17 protein-coding genes are annotated in these 17,836 nt (G+C 64.4%); 10 read left to right on the top strand and 7 right to left on the bottom strand.

Annotated elements, in window-relative coordinates:
- Positions 1-31: 31 nt before the first annotated feature.
- On the bottom strand, positions 32-1,450 hold the full coding sequence (locus AB8Z38_RS12315) for an amidase (protein ID WP_369725368.1): 1,419 nt from the start codon (positions 1,448-1,450) through the stop codon (positions 32-34).
- A gap of 125 nt (positions 1,451-1,575) precedes the next feature.
- Positions 1,576-2,352, bottom strand: coding sequence for an SDR family oxidoreductase (locus AB8Z38_RS12310; protein WP_369725366.1), 777 nt, complete (start codon positions 2,350-2,352; stop codon positions 1,576-1,578).
- 157 nt (positions 2,353-2,509) lie between these two features.
- On the opposite strand from AB8Z38_RS12310, the gene AB8Z38_RS12305 reads away from it, so the two are divergent.
- The gene (locus AB8Z38_RS12305) at positions 2,510-3,583 is read left to right on the top strand and encodes a tartrate dehydrogenase (RefSeq protein WP_369725364.1); all 1,074 of its coding nucleotides are present in this window, start codon (positions 2,510-2,512) and stop codon (positions 3,581-3,583) included.
- 179 nt (positions 3,584-3,762) lie between these two features.
- Here the strand turns inward: AB8Z38_RS12305 and AB8Z38_RS12300 are convergent, their stop codons facing one another.
- The 4 genes from AB8Z38_RS12300 to AB8Z38_RS12285 all read right to left on the bottom strand — a co-directional run bounded on the left by AB8Z38_RS12300 (position 3,763) and on the right by AB8Z38_RS12285 (position 8,055).
- Positions 3,763-4,836 carry a malate/lactate/ureidoglycolate dehydrogenase gene (locus AB8Z38_RS12300; protein WP_369725362.1) on the bottom strand — a complete coding sequence of 358 codons (1,074 nt, stop codon included), beginning with the start codon at positions 4,834-4,836 and terminating at the stop codon, positions 3,763-3,765.
- A gap of 9 nt (positions 4,837-4,845) precedes the next feature.
- Entirely contained in the window at positions 4,846-5,757 is a 912-nt protein-coding gene (locus tag AB8Z38_RS12295; protein ID WP_369725360.1) for an NAD(P)-dependent oxidoreductase, read from the bottom strand.
- Between the two features lie 12 nt (positions 5,758-5,769).
- Entirely contained in the window at positions 5,770-7,020 is a 1,251-nt protein-coding gene (locus tag AB8Z38_RS12290; protein ID WP_369725358.1) for a Zn-dependent hydrolase, read from the bottom strand.
- A gap of 117 nt (positions 7,021-7,137) precedes the next feature.
- Positions 7,138-8,055, bottom strand: coding sequence for a LysR family transcriptional regulator (locus AB8Z38_RS12285; RefSeq protein ID WP_369725356.1), 918 nt, complete (start codon positions 8,053-8,055; stop codon positions 7,138-7,140).
- Between the two features lie 120 nt (positions 8,056-8,175).
- On the opposite strand from AB8Z38_RS12285, the gene AB8Z38_RS12280 reads away from it, so the two are divergent.
- The 6 genes from AB8Z38_RS12280 to AB8Z38_RS12255 all read left to right on the top strand — a co-directional run bounded on the left by AB8Z38_RS12280 (position 8,176) and on the right by AB8Z38_RS12255 (position 13,759).
- Positions 8,176-8,991, top strand: coding sequence for a putative hydro-lyase (locus AB8Z38_RS12280; protein ID WP_369725354.1), 816 nt, complete (start codon positions 8,176-8,178; stop codon positions 8,989-8,991).
- A gap of 91 nt (positions 8,992-9,082) precedes the next feature.
- Complete coding sequence (locus tag AB8Z38_RS12275; RefSeq protein ID WP_369725352.1) at positions 9,083-10,327, top strand: ABC transporter substrate-binding protein; 1,245 nt, start codon at positions 9,083-9,085, stop codon at positions 10,325-10,327.
- Between the two features lie 199 nt (positions 10,328-10,526).
- Positions 10,527-11,360 carry a branched-chain amino acid ABC transporter permease gene (locus AB8Z38_RS12270; protein WP_369726478.1) on the top strand — a complete coding sequence of 278 codons (834 nt, stop codon included), beginning with the start codon at positions 10,527-10,529 and terminating at the stop codon, positions 11,358-11,360.
- The gene (locus AB8Z38_RS12265) at positions 11,360-12,343 is read left to right on the top strand and encodes a branched-chain amino acid ABC transporter permease (protein ID WP_369725350.1); all 984 of its coding nucleotides are present in this window, start codon (positions 11,360-11,362) and stop codon (positions 12,341-12,343) included. Before AB8Z38_RS12270 ends, AB8Z38_RS12265 begins: the two co-directional genes overlap by 1 nt.
- Positions 12,340-13,071 (top strand): ABC transporter ATP-binding protein, encoded by a 732-nt coding sequence (locus tag AB8Z38_RS12260; protein WP_369725349.1) that lies wholly within the window; start codon positions 12,340-12,342, stop codon positions 13,069-13,071. Before AB8Z38_RS12265 ends, AB8Z38_RS12260 begins: the two co-directional genes overlap by 4 nt.
- Positions 13,055-13,759, top strand: a complete 705-nt coding sequence (locus AB8Z38_RS12255; protein ID WP_369725347.1) for an ABC transporter ATP-binding protein — start codon at positions 13,055-13,057, stop codon at positions 13,757-13,759. Before AB8Z38_RS12260 ends, AB8Z38_RS12255 begins: the two co-directional genes overlap by 17 nt.
- Before the next feature lie 176 nt (positions 13,760-13,935).
- On the opposite strand, the gene AB8Z38_RS12250 is transcribed toward AB8Z38_RS12255, so the two are convergent.
- Positions 13,936-14,607 (bottom strand): aldolase, encoded by a 672-nt coding sequence (locus AB8Z38_RS12250; protein ID WP_369725345.1) that lies wholly within the window; start codon positions 14,605-14,607, stop codon positions 13,936-13,938.
- On the opposite strand from AB8Z38_RS12250, the gene ltnD reads away from it, so the two are divergent.
- The 3 genes from ltnD to otnK are packed head-to-tail and all read left to right on the top strand — an operon-like array spanning position 14,586 to position 17,701.
- Entirely contained in the window at positions 14,586-15,629 is a 1,044-nt protein-coding gene (gene ltnD, locus AB8Z38_RS12245) for an L-threonate dehydrogenase (protein ID WP_369725343.1), read from the top strand. The genes AB8Z38_RS12250 and ltnD overlap by 22 nt on opposite strands.
- 15 nt (positions 15,630-15,644) lie before the next feature.
- Positions 15,645-16,427: a 2-oxo-tetronate isomerase gene (gene otnI, locus AB8Z38_RS12240; RefSeq protein WP_369725342.1), complete on the top strand. Its 783-nt coding sequence runs from the start codon at positions 15,645-15,647 to the stop codon at positions 16,425-16,427.
- Entirely contained in the window at positions 16,424-17,701 is a 1,278-nt protein-coding gene (gene otnK, locus AB8Z38_RS12235; protein ID WP_369725340.1) for a 3-oxo-tetronate kinase, read from the top strand. Before otnI ends, otnK begins: the two co-directional genes overlap by 4 nt.
- The last annotated feature ends 135 nt before the right edge of the window (positions 17,702-17,836 follow it).

Genomic DNA, 17,836 nt, shown 5'->3' with positions numbered 1-17,836 from the left:
GGCAACTACCGAGCGCGCGGCGTAGATCGCCTTACTTCTTCACCTTCGGATCGATCGGCGTAGTGCCACTCAGACCCAGAATATCTTCCAACACCTTTGCGCCCGCGATGACCTGCGCATCTGCGCGCGGCGCGCCGACCACCTGCACGCCGACCGGCAGGCCTGACACCGTGAAGCCGCAGGGCAACGACAGAGCCGGGCAGCAGGCCAGCGTGATGGCGTAGACGATGCCGAGCCACTCGACGTAGTTCTCGAACCTCTTGCCGGCGCATTCGGCGACATAGCGGTGCTCGATCGGGAACGGCGGCACGATCGTGGTCGGCACCAGCAGCAGATCGTAGGTCTTGAAGAACTCGATCGCGCGCGCGGTCATCCCGACGCGCTGCGCTTCGGCGCGCTCGATCTGCTCGATCGTCAGCTTAAGGCCCTCCTCGATGTTCCAGATCACCTCCGGCTTGAGCAGGTCGCGCTTGGTGCGCAGGAGATTCGCCTTGCTGATCGCGAAATCGAAGGCGCGCAGCACGTGGAAGCATTCATGTGCCTCGCGCCAATCCGGATGCGCTTCCTCGACGATCGCGCCGGCGTCCGCGAAGCGCTGCGCCGCTTTGCGCGTGATCGCCTTTACTTCGGGATCGACCGGGGTGATGCCGAGATCCGGCGAATAGGCGATGCGCTTGGGCTTCTTGCCCGATTGCGCCGCCGACAGGAACGAGGTCAAAGGCGCCGGCAACGACAGCGGATCGGCGGCATAGTCACCGCTCATGGCGTCGAGCAGCAGCGCGAGGTCCTCGACATTGCGTGCCATCGGGCCCTGGACGCCGAGGTTGCGATCGACCGCCGATTTCGGCGTGTGCGCGACGCGGCCGATGCTCGGCCGCATGCCGACGACGCCGCAGAAGCTCGCGGGACTGCGCAAGCTGCCCCCCATGTCCGAGCCGTGCGCGAGCCAGGCCATGCCGGTTGCCAACGCCACCGCGGCGCCGCCTGAAGAGCCGGCCGCCGATCTGGACGTATCCCAGGGATTGAGGGTTGCACCGAACACCTCGTTGAAGGTGTTGGCGCCGGCACCGAATTCCGGCGTGTTGGATTTTGCGTAGATGACCGCGCCGTTGGCCTCGAGGTTCTCGACCATGAGGTCGGACTTTGCGGGGATGTTATCCCTGAAGATCGGCGAGCCCTGCGTGTTCAGCACACCGGCGACATCGGTCAGATCCTTGATCGGCACCGGCAGACCCGCGAGCAGTCCGCGCGCGCCGGCCGGCTTCTGCATCAGCGCTCTCGCATGGGTCCGGGCGCGATCGAAGCATAGCGTGGGCAGCGCGTTCACCTTGCCGTCGACCTCGACGATGCGCTGCTCCAGCACATCCAGAAGCTCGAGCGGCGAGACATCTCCGGATCGCAGCTTGTCGACAACGGTGCACGCGGATGCGCGGATCAACTCTTGAGACAAGTGTTTACTCCTAGCTCTGGACTGTCATTCCGGGGCGACCGAAGGGCGAACCCGGAATCTCGAGGTTCCGGGTTCGATGCTTCGCATCGCCCCGGAACGACGGCGTCTAAATAATCTCGGAGCAATCAACCCCATCCCGCGCTGATGCCGCCATCCACGGTATAGATGACCCCGGACGTATAGCCGGCGCGATCCGAGGCAAGGAACGCCATGAGGTCACCGATCTCGCGTGCATGCGCGGGGCGGCCGAGCGGCAGTCCTTTCTGGAATTCCCTGTAGCGGCTCTCGTCGCCGAATTGGTGCTGGGCCCGGGTCTTCAGCAGTGTCACGTGGCGTTCGGTGCCGACCGGGCCGGGATTGATGCCGACCACGCGGATGTTGTCGGCGAGGCTCTTTCCGCCGAGCGCGCGCGTAAACGCCATCAGGGCCGCATTGCCGGCGCTGCCGCAGATGTAGTTGGCGTCGAATTTCTCGCCGGCAGCCCCGATGTCGTTGATGACGACGCCGCCGCCCTTCGCCTTCATCTGCGCGTAGATCATGCGCGTGAGATTGATGTAACCGAACACTTTCAACTCCCAGGCATGCCGCCAGGTCGCCTCGTCGATCTTGTCGATGGAGCCGCCGGGAATGTCGCCGGCATTGTTGACGAGGATGTCGATGTCCGCGGCTTCCCTGGCGAGCCGCGCCAGGTCCTCGGGCCTGCGCAGGTCGACGATGCTCGTCGTGGCATCGATCTGGTGCGCCGAACGCAAGCCGTCCGCCAGCGCCTTGAGCTGTTCGCCGTTGCGAGCGGCGAGCAGGAGATGAGCGCCTTCCTCGGCAAACGCTTCGGCGGCGGCAGCACCAATGCCCTTGGACGCGCCTGTGATCAGGACGCGCTTGCCTCGTAGATGCAGATCCATCGGGTGTACTCGCAGGGTGGGAACAGGATGAAATCACTAGGCGGTACGCCGCGCCACGGTCAACATTGCAGTGCAGCGTTGCACTGTCACCGAGTTTGGTCCATTGCAGTGCGGTCAAAAAAGGCGGCGGCTGCCGGACGAAGCAAGGACGTTCTCGATGAGCAAGAAACAATACCGGATCGCAGTCATTCCCGGCGACGGCATCGGCAAGGAAGTGATGCCGGAGGGCCTGCGCGTGCTGGAGGCGGCGGCGAAGAAGCACGGAATTGCCGTGCATTTCGACCATTTCGACTTCTCGTCCTGGGACTATTACGAGAAGCACGGCCAGATGATGCCGGACGATTGGAAAGAGAAGATCGGCAAGCACGACGCGATCTATTTTGGCGCAGTCGGCTGGCCGGCGAAAATTCCGGACCACGTCTCGCTCTGGGGTTCGCTGATCAAATTCCGCCGCGAGTTCGACCAATATGTGAATTTGCGCCCCGTGCGGCTGATGCCCGGCGTGCCGTCGCCGCTGGCGAACCGCAAGCCCGGCGACATCGATTTCTGGGTGGTGCGTGAGAACACCGAAGGCGAGTATTCCTCGGTCGGCGGCCGCATGTTCCCCGACACCGATCGCGAGTTCGTCACGCAGCAGACGGTGATGACCCGCGTCGGCGTCGATCGCATCCTGAAATTCGCCTTCGAGCTCGCGCAGTCGCGGCCGAAGAAGCACCTGACCTCGGCGACCAAGTCCAACGGCATCTCCATCACCATGCCCTATTGGGACGAGCGCGTGGAGGCGATGGCCAAGAAGTTTCCGGGCGTGAAGTGGGACAAGTACCACATCGATATTCTCACGGCGAATTTCGTGCTGCATCCGGACTGGTTCGACGTCGTGGTCGGCTCCAATCTGTTCGGCGACATTCTCTCGGACCTCGGCCCCGCCTGTACCGGCACCATCGGCATCGCGCCGTCCGGCAACATCAACCCCGAGGGGAATTTCCCGTCGGTGTTCGAGCCGGTGCACGGCTCGGCGCCCGACATCGCGGGGCAGGGCATTGCCAATCCGATCGGTGCAATCTGGTCGGGCGCGATGATGTTGGAGCATTTGGGCGAGAAGGAAGCCGGTCGATCAATCGTCGATGCCATCGAGCGCACGCTGGCCGAACGCACGTTGCGCACCAAGGATCTCGGCGGCAACGCGGACACGACGGCCTGCGGCAAGGCGATCGCGGAGATGGTGGATTAGTTCTTCCCCTCTCCCCTTGTGGGAGAGGGTGGCTCGCCGCGAAAGCGGCGAGACGGGTGAGGGGTCTCTCTCCGCGATCTAATCTGCTATGGCGAGCGTGGATAGAGACCCCTCATCCGGCGCTTCGCGCCACCTTCTCCCACAAGGGGAGAAGGAAAGACGAGCATGTCTCGCTCTGCCTACCCCGCGATCTTTTCGATCGCGGCCTGATCCAGCCCGAATCTCTTCCCCGCTTCCAAAATATCCCGCCATGTCGTCGGGTCGACCGGGATGCCCTCGGCAAGACGCTTCTTCTTGGTTTCGCGCTCGGGCTCGCCGGCGATCTTCACCTTGTCGAGGCCGGGGGCGGGCGGCGAGCCGGTGTGCCAGGCGACGAAGCTCTCGACTTCGCGCGCGAGGTTTTCGCCGGTGCCGAGCTTGTGCGGGTCGATGATGATCGAGAGCATGCCGTTGAGGACGTTGTGCTTGCCGTCGGACGGGCCCTTGACCACCTGCCCGCCGGAGAGCGCGCCGCCGAGGATTTCGCACACCAGCGCCAGCCCCGAGCCCTTGTGCTCGCCGAACGGCAGGATGGCGCCGTGCGGCGGGATCACGGTGTAGCGCGGATTGGTGGTGGGCTTGCCTTCATTGTCGATGATAATGCCGGGCTCGAGTTCGACGCCCTTGTTGTGAGCGACGCGGGTCTTGCCTTGCGCGATCTTGCTGGTGGCGAAATCAAGCACGATCGGGTCCTTGCCGGCGCGGGGGATGCCGACGCAGAACGGATTGGTGCCATGGCGCGCGTCGCTGCCGCCCCAGGGCGCCACGATCGGGCGCGAGAGTACGTTGACGAAGTGGATCGAGACCAGCCCGTGCGCGATGCACTGCTCGGCCCAATGGCCGATGCGGCCGATGTGATGCGAGTTCGAGAGGCCAACGACGCAGACGCCGCTGCGCTTGGCGCGCTCGGCACCCAGCTCCATCGCTTCATGGCCGATCACCTGGCCATAGCCGGTGAGGCCGTCGAGGGTGAGAAGCGGACCGGTGTCGAGCACGATCTTGACGTGCTGGTTCACGGCGAGACCGCCCGTAGTGACGCTCTCGACGTAGCGCGGGATCATGCCGACGCCGTGCGAGTCGTGTCCCTTCAGATTGGCCTCGACGAGATTGGTGGATACCAGTTCGGCCTCGCGATCGCTGGAGCCGCCGGCCTTGACGATGGTGCGGACGGCATCGGTGAGCGCTTCGGCCTTGATGGTGCGATAATCACCCATTGTTGGTTTCTATCCTTTCACGATCCGGCGGCAGTGGACCCACGCCGCCTCGATCAGGTTCTCGCTCGCCTCCGGCGTGCGGAACGCCGAATGCGCCGACAATGTCACGTTCGGGAGCTTGGTCAGCGGATGATCGCCGGGTAGCGGCTCGATGTTGAAGACGTCGAGGCCGGCATGGCGGATATGGCCGGACTTCAACGCATCGATCATCGCGGTCTCGTCGACAACCGCGGCGCGGGCGGTGTTGATGAGGATGATTCCGGGCTTCATCTTCGCGATCTTCTCGCGCGTGATCATGCCGCGCGTCTCGTCGTTGAGCAGCAGATGCAGCGATACGACGTCGCTTGTCCCTAGCACCGTGTCGAGATCCGTGAACGTGACCCCCGGGCAGCTCTTCGCCGAGCGGTTCCAGGCGATCACCTTCATGCCGCTGCCCGAGGCAATGCGCGCGACTTCCGCGGCAATACCGCCGAAGCCGATCAGGCCGAGCGTCTTGCCGGTGAGCTGCATGCCGTCCTCGCGCAGCCAATTGCCGGCGCGCATCTCGCGGTCCATCATCGCGATGACGCGGGCCGAAGCCCACATCAGCGCGATCGCGCATTCCGCGACCGCCGTGTCGCCATAGCCCTTGATCAGGTGCACGGAGATGCCGAGCTCGGCCAACTCCTCCGGGTTCATATAGCTGCGTGCGCCGGTGCCGAGGAACACGACGTGCTTGAGCCCCGTGCATTTCTTCGCGACCTCGGTCGGCAGCGCGGTGTGATCGACGATCGCGATCTCGGCGCCATCGAGGATTTCGGGGTATTGCTCGGGCTTGATGTCGGGATTCCTGTGGATCCGCACCTTGGGATCGCCGGGCTGCTCCAGCCGCTCCATGATCACGGCGAGCGCTTCATTGGCGTCGACGAAAACTCCGCGCATGTCTTTCTCCGATCAGGACGCGACGCCGGCGATCGCCAGCACCGTGTGCATCAGCACGTTGGTGCCCGCGGCGCAGTCGGGTTGCGTTGCGTCTTCAAGCTCGTTGTGGCTGATTCCGTCCTTGCAGGGGACGAACACCATCGCCGCCGGCATGACGGTGTTGAGGTTGCAGGCGTCGTGGCCGGCGCCCGAGGTGATGCGGCGGGAGGAATAGCCGAGCGTCTTGGCCGCATTCTCGACCGCTGCGATCAGCTTGGGATCGAAATGCGTCGGCGGCTTGCGCCAGACCAGATCGATCTGGACCTCGACCTTGCGCCGCGCGGCGGTCTCGGCGATTGCGGCGCGAAGATCGCGATCGAGTGCATCCATGATGGCGCCGTCCGCGCTGCGGCAATCCATGGTGAAGGCGATCTCGCCGGGAATGACGTTGCGCGAGGGGTTGGCGATCACGGCTTCTCCGATGGTGCCGACCGCGTTCGGCCCGTGCTTCTTTGCAATCGCCTCCATCGCCAGTACGATCTCGGAGAGCGTCGCCAGCGCGTCGCGCCGCAGCGGCATCGGCGTCGAGCCCGCATGGCTCTCGAAGCCGGAAATCTTGCCGTCGTACCAGAGCACGCCCTGGCCGGAATCGACCACGCCGATGGTCTTGCCTTCGGCCTCCAAAATCGGACCCTGCTCGATGTGCAGCTCGACAAAACAGCCGAGCTTCTGGAACCCGACCGGCTTGTCGCCGCGATAGCCGATGCCGTCGAGCGCCTGGCCGACGGTGGTGCCATCGATGTCCTTGCGCGACAAGATGTCGTCGGTGGTGAAATCGCCGACATAGGCCGCGGATGCCATCATCGCCGGCGCAAAGCGCGAGCCTTCCTCGTTGGTCCAGTTCACGACGCAGATCGGCGCCTCGGTCTCGATGCCGGCATCGTTCAGCGTGCGGATCACTTCCAGCGCGCCGAGCGTGCCCAGGATGCCGTCATACTTGCCGCCGGTCGGCTGCGTATCGAGATGCGAGCCGATGCCGACGGGCGGCTTCGACATGTCGCGTCCCTTGCGCAGGCCGAACATGGAGCCGAGAGCATCGACGTGAAACTCGAGCCCGGCGTCCTCGCAGGCGTTGCGGAACCAGTCGCGCACCTGCTTGTCTTCGCTGCTCAGCGTCAGCCGCCGCACGCCGCCTTTGGCCGTCGCGCCAAACTGCGCAGTCTCGTGGATGGAGCCCCAGAGGCGGGCGGAATCGATTTGCAGGTTGGTCGCGGCTCGGCTCATGCGGTCAGTCCATCTTAGCTGTCATTCCGGGGCGCTCGAACAGCGAACCCGGATCTCGAGATTCCGGGTTCTCGCTCCGCGAGCCCCGGAATGACGAAAGAAAGTCCGGCGCCTTTTTCAATGACGCGCCAGCGCGGGCGCGTCAACCGCGAGGCTGCCCTGCGCAATCTGACATGCAAGCTCTGCGACGCGCTGCACCGCGACGACGTCCGGCGAGGCGAGCCAGCTCGCCGTGAACGTCAGCGGCGCGATCTCAAGATCGGTGTCGAGCAGTTGCAGCCGTCCGTCGGCGAGCTCTTTCTCGACGATGGCGTCCGGGATCACGGCAATGCCGAGCCCTTCGACCGCCATGTGGATGACGGTCGCAAGCGAGGCGGACGCGTGTAGGCGGATCGGCGGCAGCTCGGGCCGGTCGAACACTTCGCGCACGACCTCGTAGGGCCGCGTCTTGCGCGGGAAGGTGATGATCGGAAACCGCGCAAGCTCGGCCCGCGTCACCGGACCATGGCCGAGCCCGAGCGAGGGGCTTGCGAGGAAGCCGATCGGGTAGTCGGCAAGCACGCGGTTATGCACGCCAGAGGCGGACAGCGGTCCGACGACAAAGGCGAGCTCGATCTCCTGCGCGAGCAGGCGCGCGGTGAGGTTCGGCGTGATGTCGACCTCGATCTCCAGCGACAGGTTCGGATAGACCTCGTTCATGCTCTTGACAAGACGCGGCAGCCAGGTGTGCACGATCGTTTCGGCGACACCGAGCCGCATCACGCCGCGCATCGCGGAGCGATCGCCGATCTCGGCGATCATCTGAGCGCGGAGGCCGATCAGCTTCTCCGCATAGACCATCATCTGCCGCCCGCTCGGCGTCGGCGAGGCGACACGATGATCGCGGTTCAGGAGCCTCACACCCATCTCGCGTTCGAGCTGGGCGATGCGCTGCGAGATCGCCGGCTGGGTCGTATTGAGCCGCGCTGCCGCGCCGCGGAAGCTGCCGAGCTTCACGACCCACAGGAACGTCTCGATCGATCTAAAGTCCAACATCGGAAGGATTTTCCTCAGCGATAAATAATATTTATCGATCTTGATTAGAAAGGAAGATTAGACTTTATATCACGCTTGGTGTTGGCTTGTCTTTGTCGAGTTTATAGGCAGGTCGATCACATGACTGTTTTGGTGGCAGCGCAGCAAACTGAAACATCCGACACTCTCCCCAGCCTTCAGGCGCGGCTCGCCTATCGTGGCGGCCAGGTCGGCTCGACCGCGGGTATCGCCCCCGGCTTCGTCCAGGGCAATCTGGCGATCCTGCCCGCGGACTACGCCAGCGCCTTTCACCGCTTTTGTCAGCTCAATCCGAAACCGTGCCCGATCATCGGCATGTCCGACATCGGCAGCCCGCACATCCCGGCGCTTGGCGCCGATCTCGACATCCGCACCGACGTGCCGCGCTACCGCGTCTGGCGCGACGGTGAAGTCGTGGATGAGCCGACCGACGTGACCAAATACTGGCGCGACGATCTCGTGACCTTCGTGCTCGGCTGCTCGTTCTCGTTCGAAGAGGCCTTGCTCGACGAGGGCATGCCGATCCGCCACATCGAGCAGAACGTGCGCGTGCCGATGTACCGCACCAACATCGCCTGCGGCGAGGCCGGCCCGTTCGCCGGACCGATGGTGGTGTCGATGCGTCCGTTCAAGCCGGCGGATGCGATCCGCGCGGTGCAGATCACCTCGCGCTATCCCGCCGTCCACGGCGCGCCCGTGCATCTCGGCCATCCGCATCTGATCGGCATCAAGGACATCGCCAAGCCCGACTATGGCGACCCCGTGCCTGTCGCTGATGATGAGATTCCGGTGTTCTGGGCCTGCGGGGTGACGCCGCAGTCGGTGATCAACGCTGCCAGGCTGCCGTTCGCGATCACGCATTCGCCCGGCCTGATGCTGGTGACGGATCTGAAGAACAGGACCATGGCCGTGATTTAGTGGGCAAGGTTTGCTGCTTCTTCAGGCTTTACGCTATCCACCAATCGCTTCATTCGATACGCGCAATATTCAGGAACAGGGGATTTTACCGATGACGATCACCCGCCGCGACGTTCTGCTCGGAGCCACCGCCACCGCCGCGCTGATGCCGCTTGCCGCGCGCGCACAGACCTCGGAGGTCGTGATCGGCGTCATCTATCCGTTCTCCGGCGCCAGCGCCCAGCAGGGCGTCGACGCGCAGAAAGCTTACGAGACCGCGCTCGAAGTCATCAACAAGGACATGGATTTCGACCTGCCGCTCGCCAAGGGCGAGGGTCTGCCGGGCCTCGGCGGCGCCAAGGTCCGCCTCGTCTTTGCCGATCACCAGTCAGATCCGCAGAAGGGCCGCGCCGAAGCCGAGCGCCTGATCACGCAGGAAAAGGTCTCCGCCGTGATCGGCACCTATCAGAGTGCGGTCGCCGTCACGGTCAGCCAGATCTGTGAACGATACCAGATCCCGTTCGTGTCCGCCGACAACTCTTCGCCGAGCCTGCATCGCCGCGGCCTCAAATATTACTTCCGCGCCTCCCCGCACGATGAAATGTATTCGGCCGCGATGTTCGACTTCTTCGATGCCTTGAAGAAGAAGGGCACCAAGATCGAAACGCTGTCGCTGTTCCACGAAGACACCATCTTCGGCACCGATTCCGGCAACGCCCAGGCCAAGATCGCCGGCGAGCGCGGCTACAAGATCCTCGCCGACATCAAGTACCGCGCCAACTCGCCATCGCTGTCGGCCGAAGTGCAGCAACTCAAGAGCGCCAATGCCGACGTGCTGATGCCCTCGAGCTACACCACCGACGGCATCCTGCTGGTCAAGACCATGGCCGAGCTCGGCTACAAGCCGAACGCGATCGTGGCGCAGGACGCCGGCTTCTCCGAAAAGGCGCTCTATGACGCCGTCGGCGACAAGCTCGAAGGCGTGATCTCGCGCGGCACCTTCTCGCTCGACCTCGCGCAGAAGCGCCCGATGGTCGGCAAGATCAACGACATGTTCAAGGCGAAGTCGGGCAAGGATCTCAACGACCTCACCTCGCGCCAATTCATGGGTCTGATCGTGCTGGCTGACGCCATCAGCCGCGCCAAGTCGGCCGATGGCGAGAAGATCCGCGACGCGCTCGCCGCCACCGACATCCCGGGCGAGCAGACCATCATGCCCTGGAAGCGCATCAAGTTCGACGAGGCCGGCCAGAACAACGATGCCGACCCGGTGTTGCTGCAATATGTCGGCGGCAAGTTCGTCACCATCTTCCCGCCGCAGGCCGCGATTGCCGAAGCGATCTGGCCGATGAAATAAAGGTGCGAAGAGCGGGAGCACGGACGGCAGCTCCCGCCCTCATCCTGAGGAGCGGGCGTAGCCCGCGTCTCGAAGGACGAAGGTGGGGCCATCCTTCGAGACGCGCGCTGGGGCGCGCTCCTCAGGATGAGGACGTATTTTGGGGGATGCACTTTTGACAGCTCAAGCCATTATCCAGAGCCTCGCGAGCGGTCTCCTTATGGGGCTGCTCTACGGATTGATCGCCGTCGGGCTCGCGCTGATCTTCGGCCTGATGGACGTCGTGAACTTCGCCCATGGCGAGTTCCTGATGCTCGCGATGTATGTGAGCTTCTTCCTGTTCGCGTTCTTCGCCATCGATCCCCTGCTGTCGGCGCCGCTGGTCGCAGCCGCGCTGTTCGTGCTTGGAGCGGTGGTCTATCTCTTGATTGTCCGCTTCGCGATGCGTGCCAAGGCCAACGCCGGCATGGTGCAGATCTTCTCGACCTTTGGTCTGGCCATCGTGATGCGGGGGCTCGCGCAGTTCTTCTTCACGCCGGACTACCGCAGCATTCCGCAGTCATGGCTCGGCGGCAAAACCATCTCGGTCGCCGGCATCTTCCTGCCGGAGCCGCAGCTTGTCGGCGCGCTGGTCTCGATCCTGGCCTTCGCCGGGCTGTATCTGTTCATCCACCGCACCGATTTCGGCCGGGCGCTGGAGGCAACTCGTGAAGATCCCGGCGCGGTGGCGCTGGTCGGCATCGACAAGAACCGCGTGTTCGCGCTCGGCTGGGGCCTGGGAGCCGCGCTGGTCGGTCTCGCGGGCGCGATCATGGCGAGCTTCTTCTACATCTATCCCGATGTCGGCGCGTCCTTTGCGCTGATCGCCTATGTCACGGTGGCGCTCGGTGGTTTCGGCAGCGTGTTCGGCGCCTTTGCCGGCGGCATCATGGTCGGCCTGGTCGAAGCCGTTACCGCCATGGTGCTGCCGCCGTCGTTGAAGTCGGTTGGCATCTACGCCGTCTATCTCCTCGTCGTTTTCATCCGGCCGCGCGGCCTGTTCGGGCAGATGTGATGGACAAGAATTTTGCCACGCGGCGCCGCCGCGACCTCATCATTGCCGCGGTGCTGGCCGCGCTCGCCGCACTGGCACCGTTGTATGTGAAGGACGTCAACGTCCAGAACATCCTGGTCCTGACCTTGATGTATGCGGCGCTGTCGCAGAGCTGGAACATCCTGTCCGGCTATTGCGGGCAGATCTCGCTGGGACACGCGCTCTATTTCGGCATCGGCGCCTACGCCACCGAGCTCCTGTTCACCAAATTCGGAGTGCTGCCCTGGTTCGGGATGCTTGCGGGCGGACTGTTCGCCGCGGTCATCGCCATAGTGCTCGGCTATCCCTTCTTCCGTCTGCGCGGCCATTATTTCGTGATCGCAACGATCGTCATCGCCGAGATCGGGCTGCTGCTGTTCCAGAATTGGGAATGGGCGGGGGCTGCGATGGGAATCACCATTCCCGTGCGCGGCGACAGCTGGCTGAAATTCCAGTTCCTGCGCAGCAAGCTGCCGTATTTCTACTTCGCGTTGGCGCTGTGCAGCCTTGCCTGGTTCGTCACCTGGTGGCTCGAAGACTCCAAATGGGGTTTTTGGTGGCGCGCCGTGAAGGACAATCCGGAGGCTGCCGAGAGCCTCGGTGTCGTCGTGTTCAATTCGAAGATGGGCGCGGCGGCGGTCTCCGCCTTCCTTGTCGCAGTCGGCGGCGGCTTCTATGCACAGTTTCTCGCCTATATCGATCCTGAAAGCGTGATGGGCTTCCAGTTCTCGCTGCTGATGGCGCTGCCGGCCGTGCTCGGCGGCATCGGCACCCTCTGGGGTCCGGTATTGGGGGCAGCCATCCTGATCCCGATGACCGAACTGACGCGCTCCTATATCGGCGGCTCCGGCCGCGGCGTCGACCTCATCGTCTACGGCGGACTGATTGTGTTGATCTCGCTCGCCTTGCCGCAAGGCCTCGTCGGCCTGTTCTCTCACTTCAAGAAGAAGGCAGCCGCACGGTGACCGCGCTCCTTGAAACCCGCGGCGTCTGGCAGCGTTTCGGCGGCCTCGTGGCCAACTCCGACGTCTCGATCTCGGTCGGACGCGGCGAGATCGTCGGCCTGATCGGCCCCAACGGCGCTGGCAAGTCGACGCTGTTCAATCTCATCGCCGGCGTCTTGCCGCCCACGCAAGGCTCGATCTGGTTCGACGGTGTGGATGTCACGGCCATGCCGGCGGCCGAGCGCTGCCAGCGCGGCGTCGGGCGCACCTTCCAGGTCGTCAAGAGCTTCGAGACCATGACGGTCATCGACAACGTCATCGTCGGTGCACTTGTTCGCAACACGGTGATGCGCGAGGCCCGCCGCAAGGCCTATGAGGTGCTCGAATTCACCGGCCTTGCCGCCCGCGCCGATGTGCTCGCGAGCGATCTCGTGCCGGCCGAAAAGCGCCGCCTCGAAGTGGCGCGTGCGCTTGCGACCGAACCGAAACTGCTGCTGCTCGACGAGGTCCTCACCGGTCTCACGCCGACCGAGGCGCAGACCGGCGTGGCGCTGGTGCGCAAGGTGCGCGATGCCGGGATCACCGTGCTGATGGTCGAGCACGTCATGGAAATCGTGATGCCGCTGGTCGACCGCGCCATCGTGCTCGACCTCGGCAAGGTGCTGGTCGAGGGCAAACCCAACGACGTCGTCCGCGATCCCAAGGTGATCAGCGCATATCTGGGAGATCGTCATGCTGTCGGTGCATGAAGTCACGACGGCCTATCAAGGCCTGGTCGCGATCTCCGCGGTCTCGATTGAAGTTGCCAAGGGCGAGATCGTCTGCGTGGCCGGCGCCAACGGCGCGGGCAAGTCGACGTTGCTCAAATCTATCGCCGGCGCCGAGCGCCCGCGTTCGGGCACGGTGACGTTCGACGGCAAGCGCCTCGACGGCATGGCGCAGCATCACGTCACGGCGACCGGCATCGCCTATGTGCCGGAGAACCGCCGCCTGTTTCCGCGCTTGTCCGTGCGCGACAATCTCCGCCTCGGCAGCTATCTCTACCGCAGCGAAGCGAACCGCGACGAGCCGCTCGATCTCGTCTTCACGCTGTTCCCGCGCTTGTCCGAACGCCTGGAGCAGCGCGCCGAAACACTCTCCGGCGGCGAGCAGCAGATGCTCGCGATCGGCCGCGCCCTGATGACGCGCCCGCGGCTGTTGATGCTGGATGAGCCGTCGCAAGGCATCATGCCGAAGCTGGTCGACGAGATCTTCCAGGCGGTGAAGCGCATCCGCGATGCCGGCATGACCGTGTTGATCGTCGAGCAGCGTATGGCCGAGTGCCTCGAAATCGCCGACCGCGCCTACATCCTGCAAACCGGCCGCGTGCTGATGCAAGGCCCGGCGGCGGAGATCAGAGGCAATCCGGACGTGCGTAAGGCTTATCTGGGGCTGTAAGGCAAAGTGTTGGTCGCGTTCGCGCAACACACTCGGTGTCATCGCCCGACTTGATCGGGCGATCCAGTACTCCGAGACGTCAGCGAGATACAGAGAAGCCGCGGCGTACTGGATTCCCCGCTTTCGCGGGGATCCAGCGGTGAGTGGGTCAGCACTGTCGCGCTCCTCACGAGGTGCTAATGCTCGTGCCCGTGCTCAGGCAACATCACCCCGAACACCTTCACCAGATCGGCCACCTGCTCCGGCGACAGATACCGTGGGTTCACCCCCCGCAGCAGCAGATACAGCTTCGCGGTCTCCTCCAGCTCCTCGGTCGCGAACACGGCTGCTTCCAGCGTATCGCCGGCGACCACCGGGCCGTGATTGGCGAGCAGCACGGATGAGTATTTCCCCGCGAGTCCCTTGATGGCATCCGCGACAGCGGGATCGCCCGGGCGGTAGTAGGGCACGAGCGCGGTGGCGCCGCATTTCATCAGATAATAGGCTGTCATCGGCGGCAACGCGGCGCGCGGATCGATCTCGGGCAGCATCGAGAGCGCGACGGAATGGGTGGAATGCAGATGCACGATCGCCCGCGCGCTTCCGCGCGTGTCGTAAAGTGCGCTATGCAGCGGAACTTCCTTGGTCGGGGCATCGCCCGAGATCAGCCGGCCCTGATCGTCCAGCCGTGACAGCTTTGCCGGATCGAGGAAGCCGAGCGAGGCGTTGGTCGGCGTCACCAGCCAGCCGCCGCCGTCCAGCCTGACGCTGATATTGCCTGAGGAGCCCGGCGTCAGCCCGCGCTCGAACAGGGACCGTCCGAAGCGGCAGATATCCTCGCGAAGCCGTGTCTCGCTCATGGCCGTCATGCCCGCTTGTCTCACGCTTTGGCAGCGCGGCCAAGCCGTGTTATTCGAGTGCCGAGCCGCCGCAAAGGGCGGCCGTCCAGGAAACGTTCGCAAGGGTCAATCGCATGTCCGCCTCCACGTTACAAAATCAGCGCATCGCTGTCATCGGGCTCGGCTCGATGGGCTTTGGCATGGCGACTTCGCTGAAGCGTGCGGGCCATGCCGTCACCGGCTGCGACGTGTCGGGCGATGCCGTGGCGCGCTTCGTGAACGATGGTGGCATGGGCGCCAAGACGCCGTCTGAGGCCGCCAAGGGCGCCGATGTCGTGGTCAGCGTCGTGGTCAATGCCGCGCAGACCGAGACCATCCTGTTCGGCAAGGACGGCGCAGCCGAGACCATGCCGAAGGACAGCGTCTTCATATCCTCCGCCACGATGGACCCGGATGTGGCGCGCCGCCTCGCAAAGCAGCTCGAGGAGACCGGCCGGCATTATCTCGATGCGCCGATTTCCGGCGGCGCGCAGCGCGCGGCGCAAGGCGAGCTGACGATCCTCGCCTCCGGCAGTCCCGCCGCGTTCGCAAAGGCGCGACCCGCGCTCGACGCCATGGCGGCGAAGCTCTACGAGCTGGGTGATGCCGCGGGGCAGGGCGCCGCCTTCAAGATGATCAATCAGCTGCTCGCCGGCGTGCACATCGCAGCGGCCTCGGAAGCCATCGCGTTCGCGGCCAAGCAGGGTCTCGACATCCGCAAGGTCTATGAGGTGATCACGGCGTCCGCCGGCAATTCCTGGATGTTCGAGAACCGTATGCCGCACGTGCTCGACGGCGACTACACGCCGCGTAGCGCAGTCGAAATCTTCGTCAAGGATCTCGGCATCATCCAGGACATGGCGCGCACCGCCAGATTTCCGGTGCCGGTCTCGGCTGCGGCCCTCCAGATGTTCCTGATGACGTCTGCCGCCGGCATGGGCCGCGACGACGACGCGTCGGTGGCGCGGATGTATGCGCAAGTCACCGGCGTCAAGCTGCCAGGCGACAAATAGAAGAGAGGATTTTCAATGCCCCGTTTCGCCGCCAACCTCTCGATGATGTTCACCGAGGTGCCGTTCCTCGACCGCTTCGATGCCGCAGCGAACGCCGGCTTCACCGCCGTCGAATTCCTGTTTCCTTACGAGCACCCGGTTGAGGCGGTCGGCGAGCGGCTGAAGCGCAACGGCCTGACGCAAGCGCTGCTCAACCTGCCGCCCGGCGACTGGAACGCGGGAGAGAAGGGATTGGCGGCGTTGCCGGCGCGCTTTGCCGACCTCAAGGCGAGCCTGGAGACAGCGCTGCCTTATGCCAAGGCCACCGGCGCCAAGCGCCTGCACCTGATGGCGGGCATTGCCAACCGCGGCGAGCGCGTCGCGATTGAGGCCTTCTACAAATCGGTGGCGTGGGCCGCCGAATTCTTCGCGCCGCACGGCATCGACATCGTGCTCGAGCCGATCAACGCCCGCAACGTCCCCGGCTACTTCCTCAACGATTTCGGCTTTGCGCGCGACCTGATCCAGGAGCTGAGGCTTCCGAATCTGAAGCTGCAGTTCGACATCTATCATTGCCAGATCATTCATGGCGACGTGACCATGCGGTTGCGCGAGATGATGCCGATCATCGGCCACGTCCAGATCGCCAGCATCCCGTCGCGCAACGAGCCCGACGGCGAGGAGCTGAACTATCCATTCCTGTTCGCCGAGCTCGACCGGCTCGGCTATGCCGGCTTCGTCGGATGCGAATACAATCCGCGCGGCAAGACCAATGATGGGCTCGCCTGGTTCAAGCCCTATGCAGGAGTGAAACCGTGACACTCGCATTGGGCTGCATTGCCGACGACTATACCGGCGCCTCCGATCTCGCCAACACGCTGACGCGCGCGGGCCTGCGTACCGTGCAGACTATCGGCGTTCCCGCGGATGATCTCGCGCTGCCCGAGGTCGACGCCGTCGTGGTGTCGCTCAAGAGCCGCTCGATCGAGGCGGGGCTTGCCGTGGCGCGCTCGCGGGCGGCGGAGAAATGGCTGCGCGGGCGCGGCGCGAGCCACGTGCTTTTCAAGATCTGCTCGACCTTCGATTCCACCGATGCCGGCAATATCGGCCCGGTGATGGACGCGTTGCGCGCCGATTGCGGCGAGGCCATCGTGCTGGTCACGCCGGCGTTCCCGGAGACCGGCCGCACCGTCTACCAGGGCAATCTGTTCGTCGGCGCCGTGCCGCTGAACGAAAGCCCCTTGAAGGATCATCCGCTCAACCCGATGCACGACTCCAATCTGATGCGCGTGCTGGGGCGCCAGAGCAAGACGCAGATCGCTCTCGTCGATCTCGCGACGGTGACGCGCGGTGAGGAGGCCGTTCGAGCGCGTTTGGCCGAGCTCGCGGGCAAGGGTGTCGGTGCCGCGATCATCGACGCGGTCTTCGACCGCGACCTCGAGACCATCGGTCGGGTCGCCGTAGACCATCGGCTGTCGGTCGGTGCTTCCGGCATCGGCCTTGGACTGGCGCGCGCGCTGGCGTCGACCGGCAAGGTCCGGTCCACTGCGGCGAGCAGCGAGACGGGCGCTGCGGTCGGCGGGGCGGCGGCGTGCCTGGCCGGAAGCTGCTCGCAGGCCACGCTTCAGCAGATCGCGAACGCGGAACGTGTCATGCCGGTGCTCCATCTCGATGCGGAGCGTATAATTACGGGTGCGAACGAGGCCCAGCGCGCGCTGGACTGGGCGAGGCCATTGCTGGCCGAAGGTCCCGTTCTGATCGCGTCGAGCGCGACGCCGGATCAGGTTGCAGCATTGCAGCTGCGTCACGGCCGCGACGCAGCCGGTCATGCCATCGAGCACGCCCTGGCTGATATCGCCGAGGGCCTGGTGCAGGCGGGCGTACGGCGATTGATCGTCGCGGGTGGCGAGACATCCGGTGCCGTTGTCGATCGCTTGAAGATTCCCGGATTTCTCGTTGGCGCGGAGATCGCCGCCGGCGTGCCGGTGCTGCGCGCTGTCGGTGCTGAAAAAGGCGGCATGTTGCTTGCCCTGAAATCCGGCAATTTCGGTGGAGCGCAGTTTTTTTCGGATGCGCTTGGGCTCATGCGCTGAGCGCAGAGCATTCTTATCCCCCTGTTCATCTCTTTCGGGTTCCTTACCCCTGAGGAGTCGGAGTTCACATCTGCTCAGATGCTCTGTTGTGTGATGTCGGCGCTGCTCCCCTTGGTTGATTCGTAAATTCCGGAC

Origin of the sequence: Bradyrhizobium sp. LLZ17 (genome assembly GCF_041200145.1) — a bacterium.
GTDB lineage: Bacteria > Pseudomonadota > Alphaproteobacteria > Rhizobiales > Xanthobacteraceae > Bradyrhizobium.
The sequence above is the reverse complement of the archived record's forward strand: the minus strand, read 5'-3'. Positions and strand labels throughout refer to the sequence as shown.